At 37.3% G+C, this 16,439-nt stretch carries 16 protein-coding genes; 3 read left to right on the top strand and 13 right to left on the bottom strand.

From position 1 onward, the window contains the following. Nucleotides 1-216 precede the first annotated feature (216 nt). Nucleotides 217-417, bottom strand: coding sequence for a hypothetical protein (locus CEF22_RS10530; protein ID WP_232726102.1), 201 nt, complete (start codon nt 415-417; stop codon nt 217-219). 271 nt (nt 418-688) lie between these two features. Between CEF22_RS10530 and CEF22_RS10535 the strand changes: the two genes are divergently transcribed. Next, nucleotides 689-1,630, top strand: a complete 942-nt coding sequence (locus CEF22_RS10535) for an endonuclease I family protein (protein ID WP_100402838.1) — start codon at nt 689-691, stop codon at nt 1,628-1,630. Nucleotides 1,631-1,661: 31 nt separating this feature from the next. On the opposite strand, the gene CEF22_RS10540 is transcribed toward CEF22_RS10535, so the two are convergent. The 9 genes from CEF22_RS10540 to gltS all read right to left on the bottom strand — a co-directional run bounded on the left by CEF22_RS10540 (nt 1,662) and on the right by gltS (nt 10,299). Then, on the bottom strand, nt 1,662-2,414 hold the full coding sequence (locus CEF22_RS10540; protein ID WP_100403979.1) for an exodeoxyribonuclease III: 753 nt from the start codon (nt 2,412-2,414) through the stop codon (nt 1,662-1,664). A 103-nt stretch (nt 2,415-2,517) separates the two neighbouring features. Beyond that, nucleotides 2,518-3,519 (bottom strand): histidinol phosphate phosphatase domain-containing protein, encoded by a 1,002-nt coding sequence (locus CEF22_RS10545; RefSeq protein WP_100402839.1) that lies wholly within the window; start codon nt 3,517-3,519, stop codon nt 2,518-2,520. Then, nucleotides 3,516-4,313 (bottom strand): DeoR/GlpR family DNA-binding transcription regulator, encoded by a 798-nt coding sequence (locus CEF22_RS10550; RefSeq protein WP_100402840.1) that lies wholly within the window; start codon nt 4,311-4,313, stop codon nt 3,516-3,518. Before CEF22_RS10550 ends, CEF22_RS10545 begins: the two co-directional genes overlap by 4 nt. After that, nucleotides 4,310-5,314 (bottom strand): ABC transporter ATP-binding protein, encoded by a 1,005-nt coding sequence (locus CEF22_RS10555; RefSeq protein WP_100402841.1) that lies wholly within the window; start codon nt 5,312-5,314, stop codon nt 4,310-4,312. Before CEF22_RS10555 ends, CEF22_RS10550 begins: the two co-directional genes overlap by 4 nt. Before the next feature lie 3 nt (nt 5,315-5,317). After that, nucleotides 5,318-6,097 carry an ABC transporter permease gene (locus tag CEF22_RS10560; protein WP_442857363.1) on the bottom strand — a complete coding sequence of 260 codons (780 nt, stop codon included), beginning with the start codon at nt 6,095-6,097 and terminating at the stop codon, nt 5,318-5,320. Next, a complete protein-coding gene (locus CEF22_RS10565; RefSeq protein ID WP_442857364.1) occupies nt 6,094-6,939 on the bottom strand; it encodes an ABC transporter permease in 846 nt (281 codons plus the stop codon). The genes CEF22_RS10560 and CEF22_RS10565 overlap by 4 nt, the downstream gene beginning before the upstream one ends. Before the next feature lie 32 nt (nt 6,940-6,971). Then, nucleotides 6,972-7,802, bottom strand: coding sequence for an alkaline phosphatase family protein (locus tag CEF22_RS10570; protein ID WP_100402842.1), 831 nt, complete (start codon nt 7,800-7,802; stop codon nt 6,972-6,974). Further along, entirely contained in the window at nt 7,792-8,895 is a 1,104-nt protein-coding gene (locus CEF22_RS10575; RefSeq protein ID WP_100402843.1) for an ABC transporter substrate-binding protein, read from the bottom strand. The genes CEF22_RS10570 and CEF22_RS10575 overlap by 11 nt, the downstream gene beginning before the upstream one ends. A gap of 213 nt (nt 8,896-9,108) precedes the next feature. Beyond that, nucleotides 9,109-10,299: a sodium/glutamate symporter gene (gltS, locus tag CEF22_RS10580; RefSeq protein WP_095479028.1), complete on the bottom strand. Its 1,191-nt coding sequence runs from the start codon at nt 10,297-10,299 to the stop codon at nt 9,109-9,111. 133 nt (nt 10,300-10,432) lie between these two features. Between gltS and CEF22_RS10585 the strand changes: the two genes are divergently transcribed. Further along, nucleotides 10,433-11,356, top strand: coding sequence for a LysR family transcriptional regulator (locus CEF22_RS10585; RefSeq protein ID WP_100402844.1), 924 nt, complete (start codon nt 10,433-10,435; stop codon nt 11,354-11,356). 39 nt (nt 11,357-11,395) lie between these two features. Here the strand turns inward: CEF22_RS10585 and CEF22_RS10590 are convergent, their stop codons facing one another. Beyond that, nucleotides 11,396-12,637, bottom strand: coding sequence for an MFS transporter (locus tag CEF22_RS10590; protein ID WP_100402845.1), 1,242 nt, complete (start codon nt 12,635-12,637; stop codon nt 11,396-11,398). Between the two features lie 61 nt (nt 12,638-12,698). Here CEF22_RS10590 and CEF22_RS10595 point away from each other — a divergent pair, with 61 nt between their 5' ends. Then, the gene (locus CEF22_RS10595) at nt 12,699-13,229 is read left to right on the top strand and encodes a L,D-transpeptidase family protein (protein ID WP_442857365.1); all 531 of its coding nucleotides are present in this window, start codon (nt 12,699-12,701) and stop codon (nt 13,227-13,229) included. A 46-nt stretch (nt 13,230-13,275) separates the two neighbouring features. Here the strand turns inward: CEF22_RS10595 and CEF22_RS10600 are convergent, their stop codons facing one another. Next, nucleotides 13,276-14,367 (bottom strand): branched-chain amino acid aminotransferase, encoded by a 1,092-nt coding sequence (locus tag CEF22_RS10600; RefSeq protein WP_100402846.1) that lies wholly within the window; start codon nt 14,365-14,367, stop codon nt 13,276-13,278. Nucleotides 14,368-14,693: 326 nt separating this feature from the next. Then, a complete protein-coding gene (locus CEF22_RS10605) occupies nt 14,694-16,355 on the bottom strand; it encodes a PAS domain-containing sensor histidine kinase (protein WP_198508058.1) in 1,662 nt (553 codons plus the stop codon). Nucleotides 16,356-16,439: the final 84 nt, after the last annotated feature.

Below are 16,439 nucleotides of genomic sequence, written 5' to 3' on the forward strand. Positions count from 1 at the left end.
TTTGCTACAAATAACTCTCGAACAGTCGGACCATCGAGAGGGTAAATAGCCATCCCTTGTCCGAAGGCGATTCATCCCCTACCTACTCATTGGGCTATCGCCCTACACATTCCTTGAGGTGGGAGTCTTCTCGCCTAAAAAGATAAAACAAAAATACATTATGAATTCAGAAACTAAAAAACCTAAATCCAAATGGACCTAGGCTTTTCACAATTATTATTGACCTTCTTCTTCAGTATCTTCTGTTTGTTCAGCATCTTCAGTATTTGTATCTTCTGTTTGTTCAGTATCCGTTTCCGTTTCCTCTGTGTTCGTATCGTCTTCATTGGTTGCGTCGTCATTGCTACAACCTGTAGCAACACCTAGGATCATTAGAGAAGCTAATAATAACATAAACCATTGTTTTAAACTTTTCATTCTCTTTTCCTCCTTTAAAGTAGCAATCAATATTACATAACTAATCATACTAGATTTAGAGAAAAATAGAAGTAACCATTCCTTTTTTTAACAAATGATTTACATTATCTTATAATTTTTAATTTTCTTTTTACTTCACCTCAACATTAACTGTCTTCTAATCGATGGGTATCATCTTGTTTTTTAGTTACTCACCTACAAGGTTGACAGAATGATGAAAAGTATACGTTATGATAAACTAAAAAGGAATATATACAATTGAGGCGAGCATATGAAAAATCATCTAACTTTATGGGAGAGCTTTACAGAGTTGCAAGAATGGTATCAAAAGGATGTAGAGGTACCGCTCACGGCCTTAAGAGAAAATAAAGGAAAAATAAAACAGAATGAATACCTGTATTATCGTCAAACAATAGACGAACAAGATATCGCCAATTACTATCGATTCGTGAACAACTACTCGGGTGATGGCCACTCCCTCTTTTATCAATACCATGAATTAGTAACACGCACGCACACATCACAAGTCCCATATTTTTTGAGCAAAGATCATTACTTGTACACTTGGGTTGACCTGCAGCCGGATGGATCGGTGAAAAGTATTTACTCAGGCGAGCATAAAGATCCGCAAACGATGCTAGAGGAAGACTATCAAACAATCAAAAAAAGATATATTGAGTTTCAAATTCTACTAAACTGTTCCAAACAGTTCGGACTTTGCCTCGACAAAAAAATAAACAGCATTGATACCGAATTGAAATTTAATACCGAACATATTGTTCCTCAATCTTGGTTCGGGGGTCAGGAACCGATGAAAGGAGACCTTCACCATTTATTTGTTTGCCAGCCAGAGTGTAATACAGCTCGATCTAACTTTCCTTATATTGATTTTTCCTTTTATGAGCCGGAGTCACCGAAAGAAAAAATTCAAAATCGCTGTGGGGTAGCCGCAAATGGTGGGTTTGAACCAGAGAATGGAAAAGGCACCGCTGCTCGAGCGATGCTTTACTTTTTGTTGCGTTATCCTAACACAATTAGAAAATCATTTTTAAAACAAATCAATCTATCCCTACTAATTAATTGGCATGAACAATTTCCTGTCACTATTTACGAAAAACATCGAAACCGAGCGATCTATCGCATTCAAGGCAATCGCAACCCTTTTATCGATCAGCCGGAGCTTGCGGCTAAATTAGTATTTCCGCTGAAATAAGTTCATCCCCCTTAATCCAAAGGGGGTGATCTCACTGAAGCTCCAAAACTACCGGACAGTGATCACTTCCGAGTACATGAGTGTGAATCGAAGCCTCCTGCAACTTAGAAGTCAATCGTTCTGACACGATAAAATAATCAATCCGCCAGCCAATATTTCGTTCTCTTACTTTATTCATATACGACCACCAACTATAGGCATCTGTCGTATCCGGATAAAAATAACGAAAACTATCAACAAAGCCCGCTTCAAGTAGTCTAGTCATCTTCCCTCGTTCTTCATCTGTAAATCCAGAATTCCCTCGGTTTGTTTTGTCATTTTTTAAATCGATCTCTTGATGAGCAACGTTTAAGTCTCCACATAAGATGACCGGCTTAGCTTCATCTAATTGTTTTAAATACGCTCGTATCTCCTCTTCCCACTCTAATCTTTCAGCTAAACGTGAAAGATCACGCTTCGCATTAGGTGTATAGACATTCACGAGATAAAACTCTTCAAATTCTAACGTAATAATTCTACCTTCCACTTCATCTTCATTACTCCCTACACCATACGAAACAGACAAAGGACGTTGTTTCGTAAATACTGCCGTTCCAGAATACCCTTTCTTCTCTGCATAATTCCAATATTGCTCATATCCTTCAAGCTCTAAATCAATTTGTCCCGCCTGCAATTTCGTTTCCTGTAGGCAGAAAATATCCGCATCTACTTCATGAAAGTAATCTAAAAACCCTTTTTTCACACAGGCTCGCAAGCCATTGACATTCCAAGAAACTAGTTTCATCAAATCTTATTCGTCTCCTTACCCTGTTAAATAGTCTTTCATTATATCATTTTTCAGAAAAGCAAAAAACCTCTAGACACAATGTGCATCCAGAGGCTTACTTTTATTCAATAATTGGTTTCATGATTCTTTGACGTTGCTTAAACGTACACAGTTCCTTCACCCCATATTGGGCAAGCATCTTCTTCCCTTGGTCAGTATAAGAGCCTACATCATCTGGAAAGTGAGAATCCGATGAGGTGGTAAATTTCACTCCATGCTGAATCAAAATAGATAAAAAGGTCGGACTTGGACACATTTCCTTTACGGGGTAGCGATAATATAAGCCGGAATTGATCTCTGTCGCTGTATCGGTCTCTACTAATGCTTGAGCGATTCGTTCATAAAATGAAAGCAATTCGCTTTCATGTGGACGATGATTAAACACTTTTAAATTATCTAAATGAGCCACAAAATCAAATAGACGAGAACGAATTGATTGCTCCACAGCTCCAAAAAATCGTTCATACAACTCTAGTAAATGGTACTCATTAAATTTTTCTTTTGCCTCTGGATTATCAAATCCCCATCCTTCCACAAAATGAGTGGAGCCGATAATATAATCCCATGGATAACGATCCAAATAAGGCTTTAACCACTTTTCTCCCCCTGGAAAATAATCCGCTTCAATCCCTAATCTTAAAGCGATACCTTCTTGTTCCCACTCTACTTTCGCTTCTTCAATCGTATGGACAAACTCTTCAATATTTTCCGTCATGACTTGATCTAGCCAAAGCCGTTGCTTCTTTCCTAATTCCGTTTCATCCATTGTCATATAGGTTTCAAAGTAAGGACGTGTATCTGTAAATCGATACAGGTGATCAACAATCCCTACTTCTTGAATCCCTAGTTCTTTTGCTTTTTTTAAGTAAAAGCGGAGCCATTCCTTTGAATAAGCGCCAGCTGATAACCTCAAATTTAACTGATCCATACTATGAGCAAGCCAGGCTTTTGTATGTTTCTTAGGTGCCTCTTTTTTAAAATGTGAGATGGCTTGATTCGTTCGATCTAACCATCGCAATGAATATGGTCCTTCTTCTAAGTGAACATGATAATCTATTTTCATATTACTCCCCTACCTTTAGCTTCAATCCATTTTATATGTTGTAAATTTTTATGCTGTTTCCACTCCGCTGGCATCGCTTGATCACAAATAATAGAATGAACCTCTTTCGTGGGACAAATCTTATAAAACGATTTATTTCCTAACTTGGAACAATCGGCTAACAAAACAACTTCATTCGTTTGCTTGATCATTTGAGCAGAAACGATCGATTCTTCTAGATCAAAATCACTAATATCTTGAGGTGTAATGCCTCCACAAGAAATAAACGCTTTATCAAATTGAAAATGTTCTAACATATGGCATGTTAATGTGCCCGCAACCGATTTTTGTTCAGGGTTAGCCACGCCACCAAGCACAATCACTTTGCCGTCAAAAAAACGATTCTCAATTTGTTTATTCAATAGATCCGCAGCGGCTAAAGAATTGGTCACAACTGTCAATCGTTGCACTCCGACGATATGTTCAGGAATATGAACGGTCGTTGTGCCGACGTCAATCATGATGGTGTCATTGTCTTCGATGATTTCCGCTGCTTTTTTGCCGATTTCTCTTTTTTGGTAATATTGATCATTCATTTTTTTATTAAAATGAGCTTCTTTCTGTGTTTGTCCATATTTCACAGCTCCACCATGGACTCTTTTTAACTTTTTCTCTTTCTCTAATATATCTAAGTCTTTCCTAATCGTCTCTGGCGTCACTTGTAATTGATGAGCCATCTCCGCGACCATGATCTTCCCGACACTTTCAATTTCTTTCAAAATATAGACGTATCGTTCTTTCTGTAATGTACTCATGATAGCTCAATGACATCCTCTTTCTGTACATATAAAGTGACAACTTCATTTAGGCGCTCAAGTTCATTCGATTGATGCAGAAAATCGGAAAAATAAGTCATTTGATGATTCTCTAGCTCGTAACGAGCAATATTTCCAAGCAACTGAACGTCCTTCACTTTTCCAATAATAACGAACCCACCCTCTATCGGAATCGAAGAAAACGCTTCAGGTCGAATCGCATATTTTTTACTTGAAGAAAAGTGCTCCTCTTTCATCAATGTATTTAACTGTTGCCCGGTTAAAATATTATAATTACCGATAAATCGAGCGGCGAATTCATTTTTCGGCTTCGTATAAATCGAATGAGGAGTCCCACTTTGCACGATTTGCCCATTATTTAATAAAAAGATTCGATCACTCATAGCCATCGCTTCTTCTTGGTCATGTGTCACAAGAATCGTCGTCATGTTCAATTCTTGTTGAATGCGTCGAAGCAGCTTTTGCAAACTTTTTCGTATTTGAGCATCTAAGGCACTTAAAGGTTCATCTAATAAAAGCACTTTCGGTTCTACAATTAAGGCACGAGCCAACGCGACCCTTTGCTGCTGACCTCCCGATAATTCTCTCGGATATGATGCTTCCTTTCCTTCAAGACCAACCATTTCAATGAGTTGCCGAACTTTTTGCTTTATGGTGTCTTTGTTGACCTTTTTCATTTTTAAACCGAACGAGATATTTTCCTCGACAGTCATATTAGGAAATAGCGCGTAAGATTGAAAGACCATTCCGACATTTCTTTCTTTCGCTTTTACATTTGTGATCTCTTTCCCGTCCATCATAATGCGCCCTGCATCTGGAGCAGTTAATCCAGCGAGTATGCGTAGTAATGTACTTTTCCCACATCCGCTTGGTCCCAGTAAGGTCACAAATTCTCCTTCTTCTAAAGAAAGATTGAGTGATTGCAGAACTGCTTTATCATGAAATGACTTATTTATATTTTGAATGGTAATATAACTCATGTATTATACCTGCTCCTTTTTAACTTTGGTGAGTTGGATAATGATGAACGAGACGATGCACATTAACAAGAAATAACAAACGACAATCGCACTCGCTATATGACCACTCTTACTTAACTGTTGATATAAAAAGATTTGAACGGTCTCAAATCGGCCACCAAGAACTAAATTAATGAGAACAAACTCTCCAAACAAAATCGAAAATGATAATAAGGAAGAAACTAATAACCCTGATAATATATTAGGTATAATGACCGATCGAAAAGCGGTCCACCGACTGGCCCCTAATAACTCAGCCGCTTCCATTAATGAAACCGCATGAATCGTTCGCAAGCTATTTCGTGTTCCTTGGTACATAAAAGGTAGAATCCCAACAAAATAGGCACCGATCACCACTAAAGTCATAGATAGATTCGTATCTGCATACGCTCTAATTAATCCAACAGCAAGAATGACACCTGGCATCGCATACGTCATAACGACTAATACTTGAATAAACTTCTCTAACTTCGGTGCATAGACGACGATACTAAATACCGTTGGAACAATAATGACTAGGCCGAGAAGTGTAGAAACAAGTGATAACGATAAGGAACGGCCTAAAGCTTCAAAAAATCGCGAATCTTGAAACAACGTCTTGTACCATTCTAACGTATACCCCTCTGGTAACACCGTTGCGTTCCAATCGGTAGCGAAAGAATACAGCAAAGTAGCTAACAATGGTAGTGCTAAATAAATTGCCGCAATGCCGGCCATAACCATAGGAAGAAGCGGCTTTCTCACGATAAATCCCTCCGAACTTTTCGAGTTAACCACTCATTGATCAACATCGCAACGACAAGAATCAAGCCTAAGATGACGGCTAAGGCACTTCCAAGCTCTGGACGCGCAAAAATATCACCTGAAACAAGAGCACCAATTCGAATCGTCACTAAATTATATGAACTACCTGTTAAAGCAAAAACAGAAGCATAGGCACCCATCGCATTCGCAAATAAAATGCTAAAGGTTCCTGCTAAACTTGGTAGCATAAAAGGCAAGCCTACCTTCCACCAAAATTGAGCCGTTGACGCCCCAAGCAAAGAAGCTGCCTCTTTCCACTGCACTTGAATACCTGAAAACACCGGATATAAAAACATCACACAAAGCGGCAACTGAAAATAAATATAGATTAAAACGAGCCCAGACCATGAATAGAGATGAAATGTTTCTAACAAGTTAATTCCATATTTATGTAAGAGCAAAGTGAACACTCCGCTATTTCCGATCAGAACGATAAATGCAAAGGCTAACGGAACGCCTGCAAAGTTAGAGGTAAGGTTCGTAATGACTAAAATTCTTTCCTGTATTTTGGAAGAAAATAGCGTGATAGCATACGAAGCAAACACACCAACAACAATCGCAACCAAGCTAGAGACAAACGAAATCAATATACTATTTTTAAAGGCTTTGTGGTAATACACACTAGCGAACACTTCTTTATATTGCTCGAGAGTAAACCCACCCCCTGTACCACTTTGAAAGCTCGCCATGATCATAGAAACAAAGGGAATAAATAAAAAACATACAATCAATAAAAAAAATGGAACAAGACTAGCAATGACCATTCCATTTAGACGCTTCAAACTAACCAGCTCCTTTCTTACAAAAAGGCGTCTTATTCAGACGCCCCGACTACCCCTGGAATTGTTAACGGCTGCATCGCCGATGAAGGTTGAATATTTAATAAATGACAAGCTAAAGGAGCCAATTGAAGTTGTGGGATTTCTTCTTCTACAATTTGCGGCTTCACTTTTTCACTGATGATATACAACGGCACAGAACGTTCCTCAAACGTTGTTCCTCCATGCAGTCCATCTGTATTCATCCCGTGATCAGCGGTGACGATCACTTGATAACCTTCTTTTAGCCATTGTGGTAACGCATGCGCTAAAATGATATCCGCACCAATATCTCTGCCTCGATACTGTTTGGAATCAGACGTAAATTTATGGCCATCGTCATCGACATTCATCGAATGGATATAAAGAAAATCTGGTTTGTACGTATGTAATAAATAATTCGCATCAGCAAATAAATGGCTATCAGGATAATGATCTTCCCAATAGAAAATTCCTCTTTCAATCGCATGTGTACCTTCGAACTGAAAACGATCTCGTTCTGGAAGAAATGGTGCGCGACTATATAACTCACTAACCCAATAATACGAAGCAGTCGCGTTGGTTTTACCTTGTTCCTTCGTTAAATGGAATAGGCTTTTTTCATGAGATAATCGAACGACGCCATTGTGTGTAATCCCATTTTGATAAGCAGGTGTTCCTGTTAACAACACTTCATACAGTGGACGAGACATGCTTGGAAGCTCTGATTGTACTTTATATCGTGCTGCCTTCCCTTTTTCAACAAGATGATTAATATAACCCATTTGCGAGACGGCCGTATCAAATCTTAGGCCGTCGATCGTAATAAAAATCAGTTTATTTTGCATGCACTAACACCTTTTCTTCCCATAATTGAGGTAATTGTTTCGTTGTTTCCTCCCAAGCTTTGTCATCTTCGACTGGACGAACATTTTTGTACATCTCATCAGGTAATAATTTTGCTTCTACTTCTTCTGGAAGTTCGGCTTTCTCACGAATTGGACGAGCATACCCTTCTGCTAAGTTCATTTGACCTTCATCGGATAAAATGTATTCGCGTGCTAACATCGCGGCATGAGGATGTTTCGCATATTTGTTAATAACAGTTGCATACCCTGACATGACAGACGTTTCTTCTGGAATAATAACCTCAAAACGTTCTGGATCGATTTGATCACGATAGTTTAATGCATTAAAATCCCATACGATAGCGACTTCTACTTCACCTTTTTCTAAAGAAGCTACACTCACATCACCACCGCCGATTCTTCCTTCCTTCGCTAAATCAGCAAAATAATTTAAGCCAGGCTCAATGTTTTTTTCATCTCCACCATTCGCATAAGCGGCAGCCAATACAGAAAATTGTCCTTGATTCGCTGTTGGTACGTCACTGATTGTTACTGAATACTCGCTTTCTTTTAGCTCTTTCCATGATTTAGGAATTTCCTTCACCTTTGTTTTATCACTAATGAAGGCAATCGTTCCTGTATATCCAACGATCCAATCTCCATTATCATCTTTCGCCCATTCAGGAATCTCATCCCAATAAGAAGTTTTATACGGAAGTGTCAGTTCTTTCTCTTCTGCGATTGGGCCAAATGCTACACCAACGTCCCCAATATCAGCTGTGGCATTTTCCTTTTCTGATTCAAATTTTGCTAATTCCTCGGCACTCGACATATCTGTATCCGTATGTTTTAAACCATATTTTGTGTTTAAATCTTCCCAGGTTCCCACCCAGTTCGCCCATGTATCTGGCATTCCAACTGAATTTACTTCACCTTCTTCTTTTGCCTTTTGTTCCACTTCTTCTACAGATAGTTCATTGTAATTCGTTTCTGATTTAGCAGCTTCCTCTGAATCGCCTGAGCATCCAAACATTAAAGGAATAGACAATAGCCCAACACAAGATAATTTAAAAACCGACAAATTTACACGCATGTTGATCCTCCTGATTTTTGTTTTGTTTTGTTTTACAAATAGAATTATAGAATTCAAAAATAAAGCCAATATTAATCAAATGTAAAATCTACTTTCTGTATTTTTAATTAATTGTAAACAAATCAAGAGGATTTTTAGCAAACAAAACCCGCGATGTTTTTTTACAACACAAAAAGGTCTAGACCATTTTGTGTGATCTAGACCTTTTACTTATTACTTAAATAATTCAATACTTGTTAAAATAATTGGCATGGCTACGATGTCAATTAAAAATGAACCAGCGATCGGTACGATTAAAAAGGCATTTCTAGACGGACCATATTTCGCTGTCACAGCGGACATATTCGCCATCGCATTTGGAGTTGCTCCAAGACCATGTCCTAACATTCCACTGATCATCACTGCCGCATCGTAATTCTTTCCAAGTACTCGGAAAACGATAAATATACTAAAAATCATGATAAATACAACTTGTACAGCAATAATAAGTAACATTGGTAACGCAAGGTCTGCAATTTCCCAAAGCTTAATGCTCATTAACGCCATAGCTAAGAAGATATTTAAAGAGATATCACCGATGATTTGAACTGTTGGCATGTTAATGAAATCTTCATTTACTTTATCAATAATAAAGCGAACGATTACAGCTACAATCATGCCTCCAACGTAGCCAGGTAATGTTAAACCTGTTGCACTTGCAAACCATTCACCGAAGTATGATCCAAGCGCCATACAGAATGTGACTAAAAACATTTGACGCATCCAAGTCTTCTCATCACTTAATCGAACAAAATGTTCTTTTTTCGGTTCTTCTAATTTGTTCATTTTGCTATCATCTGATTTCAAATTATACTTTTTCATTAAGTAGCCTGCTGTTGGTCCACCAACTAATCCACCACAAACCAAACCTAATGTAGCCGCAGCTAACCCGATCGTAGTTGCTGTTGATAGTCCAAGTTGCTCAATCGTTCCACCGTAAGCAGCCGCTCCACCGTGTCCCCCTGACATGGAAACTGCTCCCGTTAAAATACCGATTAATGGGTCGATATTCATTATTTTAGCTAAAGAAATCCCAATAGCATTCTGCATAAATGCTAATACCGTACACATTCCCCAATAAATGAGTAATAATTTTCCACCGATTTTAATTAAAGTTGTGCTCGCTCCTAAACCAACCGTCGTGAAGAATGCTAACATAAACAAACTTTGCAGTGACGTATCAATTGTAATCTCAACGATGTTAAATTTATTTAAAACAGTCACGATAATAGCAAAAAGCAACCCACCAACAACCGGAGCTGGTATGCAAAATCTATCGAAAAATGAGATTTTTTTAATTAAAAAAGAACCGATCATAAATACGAATACGGCCAAAAACAAACTTGTTACTTGATTAAACTCCATATAAACACCCCTTAGTTATTCTTGCTGTAAGCGTTTGCCATAGTATAGTATACAAAATATAATATATATATACTAATACTACATTTCGATACTGATATAGCTTTTTTCTATATCTAACTAAAAGGAGCACCTTATGGACTTTCGTAAATTGCAATATTTTGTCGTAACTGCACAAGAACAGAGTATTTCAAAAGCAGCTGTTCTTCTCCATATTTCACAGCCTTCCCTGAGCCATTCGATCAAAAAACTAGAGGAAGAATTAAAGTTTTTGTTGTTTGAAAGAACAGCCAAAGGAATAGAGTTAACCGAACCAGGCAAACGTTTTTATAATCGAGCGCTAGAAATATTACAGCATGTACACAATGTAGAAATGGAAATTGAAGAAATTCAACAAATGGGAGAGGGGAAATTATCGATCGGCTTAATCGAGTCCGTTCGAAATTGGCTCCCTAAAATGGTCGCTGACTATACGAAGCAACATCCAAAATTAAAAGTGGAATTAAAAGAGATGTTAGCACCAGAGGGAATTGTTCAAGCATTAAATCGTTTGGATGTACATTTTGTCATTTCAAACCATAAAATCAAATCAGATTTAATTCATGTGCAAGAATTGTACTCGGAGCCTCTTGTTGTGGCGATGAATATAGATCATCCATTAGCTAATTACCAACGACTTTATTTAGAGGATCTTGCCACAGAATCCTTCATTGTCAGTACACATGGATTACAAACAAGACAGAATTTACTTCAAATGTTTCAACGTCACAATTTATCCCTCAAAATCCAATTTGAAATCGAACGGTTTGAAATGGCTTGTCGCTTAATTGAACATAACGTTGGAATTGCCTTGCTTCCCGTCAATTCAATTAAAAGCTATCGAAGTGATGACATTATTTACAAATCGATTGAAGACGAGTCTATTTTCCGAACCATTTATTTACTGACGATTAAAAATCGCTACCTCCCTCCTGTTGTGGAGGAATTCATTCAGCTCTTGTTAACAAAAGAAAATGACAGCTTAGTTGAACATAACTGGATGATTGATTCATACGTTTAATTATTTTTCAAATCAAAAAGGGGTTTCCCCCTTTTTTGATTAATTCATCGACTTCGGTTGAACAGGCTGAGTACTCATTTCAGTTTTCATGTAATACAAAGGTAGAATAAACAATAACCCGATCATAAATAGAAGAGCAGCTGCTTGATATAAAGAAACGATCGTAAACATTGTTAATAATTTCCCCGCTATACTCATCGTCACGACCATAGACCCGGTAAAAAGCGGCATTAAAATCCCATTCACTCGACCAATAAAGCTACCTTCTGTATTTTTTAATATCATCGTATTGATACCAATCTGAATACAAGGCATAAACAACCCGCTAATAAATTCAGCTACTAACGTCAGCCATAAGTTAGTGGATAACCCGATCACACTGATGCCGATCGCATTCATAAACATGCCTAATATTAGCATTCGTTGGGGAAGAATTTTTTGAGAAAACATCATCGCTAAAGCTCCCCCAGCAATCATCCCACTTCCATTGACCATCAATAACCATTGTAGATTTTCTTTCTCCAACCCTAATTGTTCAGTCACAAGGAAAATATTTAACGGTTGAATTAATCCAATACCAAGACCAGCTGCTATAAAACAAGTCCCTAATAACTTCAGTACTTTCCTCTCCCATACATACTGAAATCCACTTTTCATTTCTTGTAGTAAGGTCGTGTTCACTTTTTCTTTATCAACTGTTTGGTCTTTAGGAATAAAAGTTAACATGAGAGCGGAGAGCAAAAAGGCTACTCCTGTAAAGCCAATCGAAGTATAGATCCCAAAATTTTGATAAATCACCGTTCCGAGTGCTGGACCTAAAATCATAAATACAGCAAAAATCGTTTGATAAATAGACATCGCCGCTTGCACGAGTGACTCCGTTAAATGCAATTTAAACAGCTTCATACCAGAAGGCTGAGAAAATTGTGAGAGAATAGATGAAATAAGCATCGCTAAAAAGACCAGTTTCCATGTGCTGACCATTAACGCTAATAAGACGGCGAACACGGACAAGGCACTTAAAATATCACACCAAATCATCGTTCTTTTCGGACGCCAACGATCCGCGAACGTCCCCCCAATAAAAGAAAAGAGAAAAATCGGAGCAAATTCTGCGACTGAGATCATCGATACAGCAAAAGGATCTCCCTTTGTTTGTTCCATGATAAAAAGCAACACCGCAAAATTTCGAATCCAAATGCCAACTTGAAGAAATAGAGCTGAAGCAAGAATCGCACGAACAAAGGGATTTTTTAATAAAGATGACTGATCAGCTGACATACGGGTCTCCTTTTCTATTGCTAACTAACATATTCATTACAGGTGGGCATACAATTTATTAATGAAACTTGCCTTCTATGCAAAGGTGGTGATCACCATTACCCATACGGTAAAGTCAGGTGAGACGCTAAAGTCTATCTCTGAAGATTATCGGATCTCCTTATCCAAGCTGATCGAAGCTAACCCTGGAATTCAACCAAATTTCCTTTATATTGGTCAAAAGATTGTCATTCCAGGACTACCTTCTCCCGAAACAATTCCTTACAAAATTTCTGTTTCTCTGTCTGCTCGAACGTTGTCATTAACATATCAAGGAAGAATCATACATGTTTATCCAGTAGGTGTCGGTAAAATGCTCACTCAAACACCGGTTGGCACTTTTGTGATTATTAATAAAGCGCCGAATCCCGGCGGTCCGTATGGTACGATGTGGATGAGTTTATCGAAAAAATCATATGGCATCCATGGAACAAATAACCCTTCCTCGATTGGAAAATATGTATCAAAAGGCTGTATTCGAATGTACAACCATGACGTTGAACAGTTAGCCAAAACGGTTCCAATTGGTACTGGGGTAAACATTCATTATTAATTTTTTACTGTCAAGACGTCTGCCTCAATCGGCAGACGTCTTTTATTTATTTTGCTACAGGTTCTTGATTGATCTCCACTAGCCAATCAAATGGATCTGGTTCTGTTCCATTTTGAATACCTGTAATCGTTTGATATAGTTGTTTAGAAATTTCTCCTGTTTCTCCTTCATTAATAACAAGTTTTTCATCTTTCCAGGAAAATTCGCCAATCGGTGAAATGACAGCTGCTGTTCCGGTACCGAACGCTTCTTCTAATTTTCCAGCTTGATACGCGTCATATACTTCTTGCATGGAAATTTTTCGTTCTGAAACTGGTACTCCCCAATGCTTCAATAATTGAATAACGGAATTGCGCGTCACCCCTTCAAGGATGCTACCGTTCAATGCTGGTGTAACAACTTCTCCATCAATTTTAAAGAAAACATTCATGCTACCGACTTCTTCGATATATTTCTTCTCTACTCCGTCTAACCATAAAACTTGAGAGTACTCTTTTTGACTAGCCACTTCTTGTGCTTTCAAACTAGAAGCATAGTTTCCTGCTGTCTTTGCTTCACCTGTTCCACCCGCTACCGCACGAACATAGTCGCTCTCGACAAGAATTTTTACTGGCTGAATGCCTTCTTTATAATACAAACCTACCGGAGAAAGAATAATAATAAATTTATAGTTGCTTGACGCATGGACTCCAAGGAAAGGCTCTGTTGCAATAATGAATGGACGAATATATAGTGATGTTCCTTCTGCTGTAGGAATCCACTCTTTATCGACTAAAATCAATTTTTTCAATGCTTCTAAGGCTAATTCTTCATCAATATTTGGAATGCATAATCGATCATTCGAATGATTTAATCTTTGCAAATTTCTTTCCGGACGGAATAATAAAATTCGTTGATCTTTTGTTAAATAAGCTTTCATTCCTTCAAACACTGTTTGTCCATAGTGAAAAATCATTGAAGCAGGGTCTAACGTAAGTGGCTGATATGGAACAACGCGAGGATCATGCCACCCCTTCCCTTCTGTATAATCCATCACAAACATATGATCAGTAAATATTTTCCCAAATCCTAATTGATTAGATTCTGGTTTTGGCTTTCTTTCAGGACTTAAGTTTACTTGAATTGTTTTTTCTGACATTTTGCATAACTCCTTGCTGAATAGATATTTGGTTTAGAAAATTTCACCAATGAATAAATGTATACTTATTATATTACAATTTTTTAGAATCTTTACACAATAGTTAATTGCAAAAAAAATAAAATTTTACAAAGACATTATTTTAAAAGCTGGAAAATAGTATGTCGACTTACCGATAAGAACTTGTTTACTTTAAAGGCTATTTGATTTAAATCTTTAAATTTGAATTTTGCACATAATGTATTTTTATAAAATAAACTGAGAGTGTGAGAAAATAAAAAAGGGACTGCTAATAAATCCAGCAATATCCCTTTATACCACTCTGTTTAATTTACATTAATAGGTAAACGAACTTGCACTTTCGTCCCTTTGGACTCTTCACTCTCAAATATGATTTTTCCTTTATGGTGCTCAATGATTTTAAAGCTGACCATAAGGCCTAAACCAGTCCCTTTTTCTTTATTAGAGTAAAAAGGTTCACCTAGTCGCGGGATGCGATCTGGAGCTATCCCTACCCCCTCATCAATTACTTCAACACATATATGTTCCTTACCTAATTGTTTTGTTTTAACTAATAAGTTCCCTCCATCGGGCATGGAATCGATCGCATTCTTAATCAAATTAAGCATCACTTGTTTTATTTGCTTTTTCTCTAACTTTACAAGCGATAGCTCTTGAGTGATATCTGTCATCAGTTCAACTTTATGAAGTAAGGCTTCTGGATGCATAAAATCAATTGTTTCGTTTACTAATTGATTGATATCATGCACCTCGAACTTTGTTTCTTGATTAGGTTTAGCTAACATTAAAAATTCCTGCATAATCGATTCAATTCGCTCAAGCTCAGATAAGATGATCTCGCTGTATTTATTGTGGGTTTCTTGCCCCCACAATTGTGTAAATCCTTTAATTGCGGTTAAAGGATTTCTCACTTCATGGGCGATTCCTGCGGCTAATTGACCAATCGCTCCTAGCTTATCTTGTTTATTTAGTAACAGCTCTTTTTCCTTTAAGCTAGAAATGTCCTGTGTCACTGTCGCTACACGATGAAGATATTTTTTATCCTTTATCGGTGTTTTTCGCGACCTTAACCACTTAATGCTGCCATTTTTATGAAAAATCCGATATTCTACTTCTGAATCTGTATCATTCGATTTTAAAAATTGTTTAAATGCTTCTTGATCCTCTTCATGAACCAGTTGATAAATAATGTGAAAGTTTTTATAAAAGTTCTCTTTAGAATGACCAAGGATTCTCTCATAAGATGGGCTAACATACACGACTTCATTCGTTGAAAAATCAAACACACAAAATATCTCGTTTATATTTTCTGATATTTCTAAAAATTTTAGTTCGTGCTCTTTTAATTCTTTTACTTTTCGGTCTAATAATAAGGCCGCTTCGACTTTATCCGTAATGTTTCTAGTAACTCCTACAATGGCAACAATCTTGCCGTGGCTATCCTTAACTGGTGTAACTGATATGATCGCATGTATGAGCGAGCCATCTTTTTTTTGGCGAATTGTCTTATGATTGCGGACCATGTTACCTAATTGAAGAATTTCTGAGAATATTTTGCGTTCTCCCCTCAAATGATAAGGAATAATTGGCAGTTCTTCCCCCATCAATTCATCTAAACTCCAGCCGTAAACCTTTGCAAATGCCTCATTTACATTTATAATTTTTCCTTCATGATTTAAAATGTAGACAGGATCATTAGTAGTGGTCAAAAATGCCTCACACCATCCTAAACAACTGGTAGTTTCCTTTTTCCCTATTAAATAAAACAACATATGATGCGGATCGTACATAACACTCCATTTATAGATGAATAAAGTACCGTTTTGATGCCTAATTTTTTCGGTAGTCACAATAGAGTTCGAACTCTCTATTGCTTGTTTTATAAGTGCAATTATTTTTTTATATGGTTTGCTGCTCCAAAAATCAAATATTGAAATAGTTTCATCTTTCGGATCTACTCCTGTCACATTAATAAATACAGGATTCCCCATTAAAATAACACCCTTTAAATTCATTGAACAAACTAGATCCGAGCTATTTTCCCAAAACCA

Source organism: Bacillus sp. FJAT-42315 (assembly GCF_002797375.1).
Taxonomy (GTDB): domain Bacteria; phylum Bacillota; class Bacilli; order Bacillales; family Domibacillaceae; genus Bacillus_CE.

Excerpts from the sequence above, each read along its gene's own strand:
- CEF22_RS10530 (WP_232726102.1), bottom strand. The coding sequence starts at position 417 with ATGAAAAGTTTAAAACAATGGTTTATGTTATTATTAGCTTCTCTAATG.
- CEF22_RS10535 (WP_100402838.1), top strand. The coding sequence starts at position 689 with ATGAAAAATCATCTAACTTTATGGGAGAGCTTTACAGAGTTGCAAGAA.
- CEF22_RS10540 (WP_100403979.1), bottom strand. The coding sequence starts at position 2,414 with ATGAAACTAGTTTCTTGGAATGTCAATGGCTTGCGAGCCTGTGTGAAA.
- CEF22_RS10545 (WP_100402839.1), bottom strand. The coding sequence starts at position 3,519 with ATGAAAATAGATTATCATGTTCACTTAGAAGAAGGACCATATTCATTG.
- CEF22_RS10550 (WP_100402840.1), bottom strand. The coding sequence starts at position 4,313 with ATGAGTACATTACAGAAAGAACGATACGTCTATATTTTGAAAGAAATT.
- CEF22_RS10555 (WP_100402841.1), bottom strand. The coding sequence starts at position 5,314 with ATGAGTTATATTACCATTCAAAATATAAATAAGTCATTTCATGATAAA.
- CEF22_RS10570 (WP_100402842.1), bottom strand. The coding sequence starts at position 7,802 with ATGCAAAATAAACTGATTTTTATTACGATCGACGGCCTAAGATTTGAT.
- CEF22_RS10575 (WP_100402843.1), bottom strand. The coding sequence starts at position 8,895 with ATGCGTGTAAATTTGTCGGTTTTTAAATTATCTTGTGTTGGGCTATTG.
- gltS (WP_095479028.1), bottom strand. The coding sequence starts at position 10,299 with ATGGAGTTTAATCAAGTAACAAGTTTGTTTTTGGCCGTATTCGTATTT.
- CEF22_RS10585 (WP_100402844.1), top strand. The coding sequence starts at position 10,433 with ATGGACTTTCGTAAATTGCAATATTTTGTCGTAACTGCACAAGAACAG.
- CEF22_RS10590 (WP_100402845.1), bottom strand. The coding sequence starts at position 12,637 with ATGTCAGCTGATCAGTCATCTTTATTAAAAAATCCCTTTGTTCGTGCG.
- CEF22_RS10595 (WP_442857365.1), top strand. The coding sequence starts at position 12,699 with ATGAAACTTGCCTTCTATGCAAAGGTGGTGATCACCATTACCCATACG.
- CEF22_RS10600 (WP_100402846.1), bottom strand. The coding sequence starts at position 14,367 with ATGTCAGAAAAAACAATTCAAGTAAACTTAAGTCCTGAAAGAAAGCCA.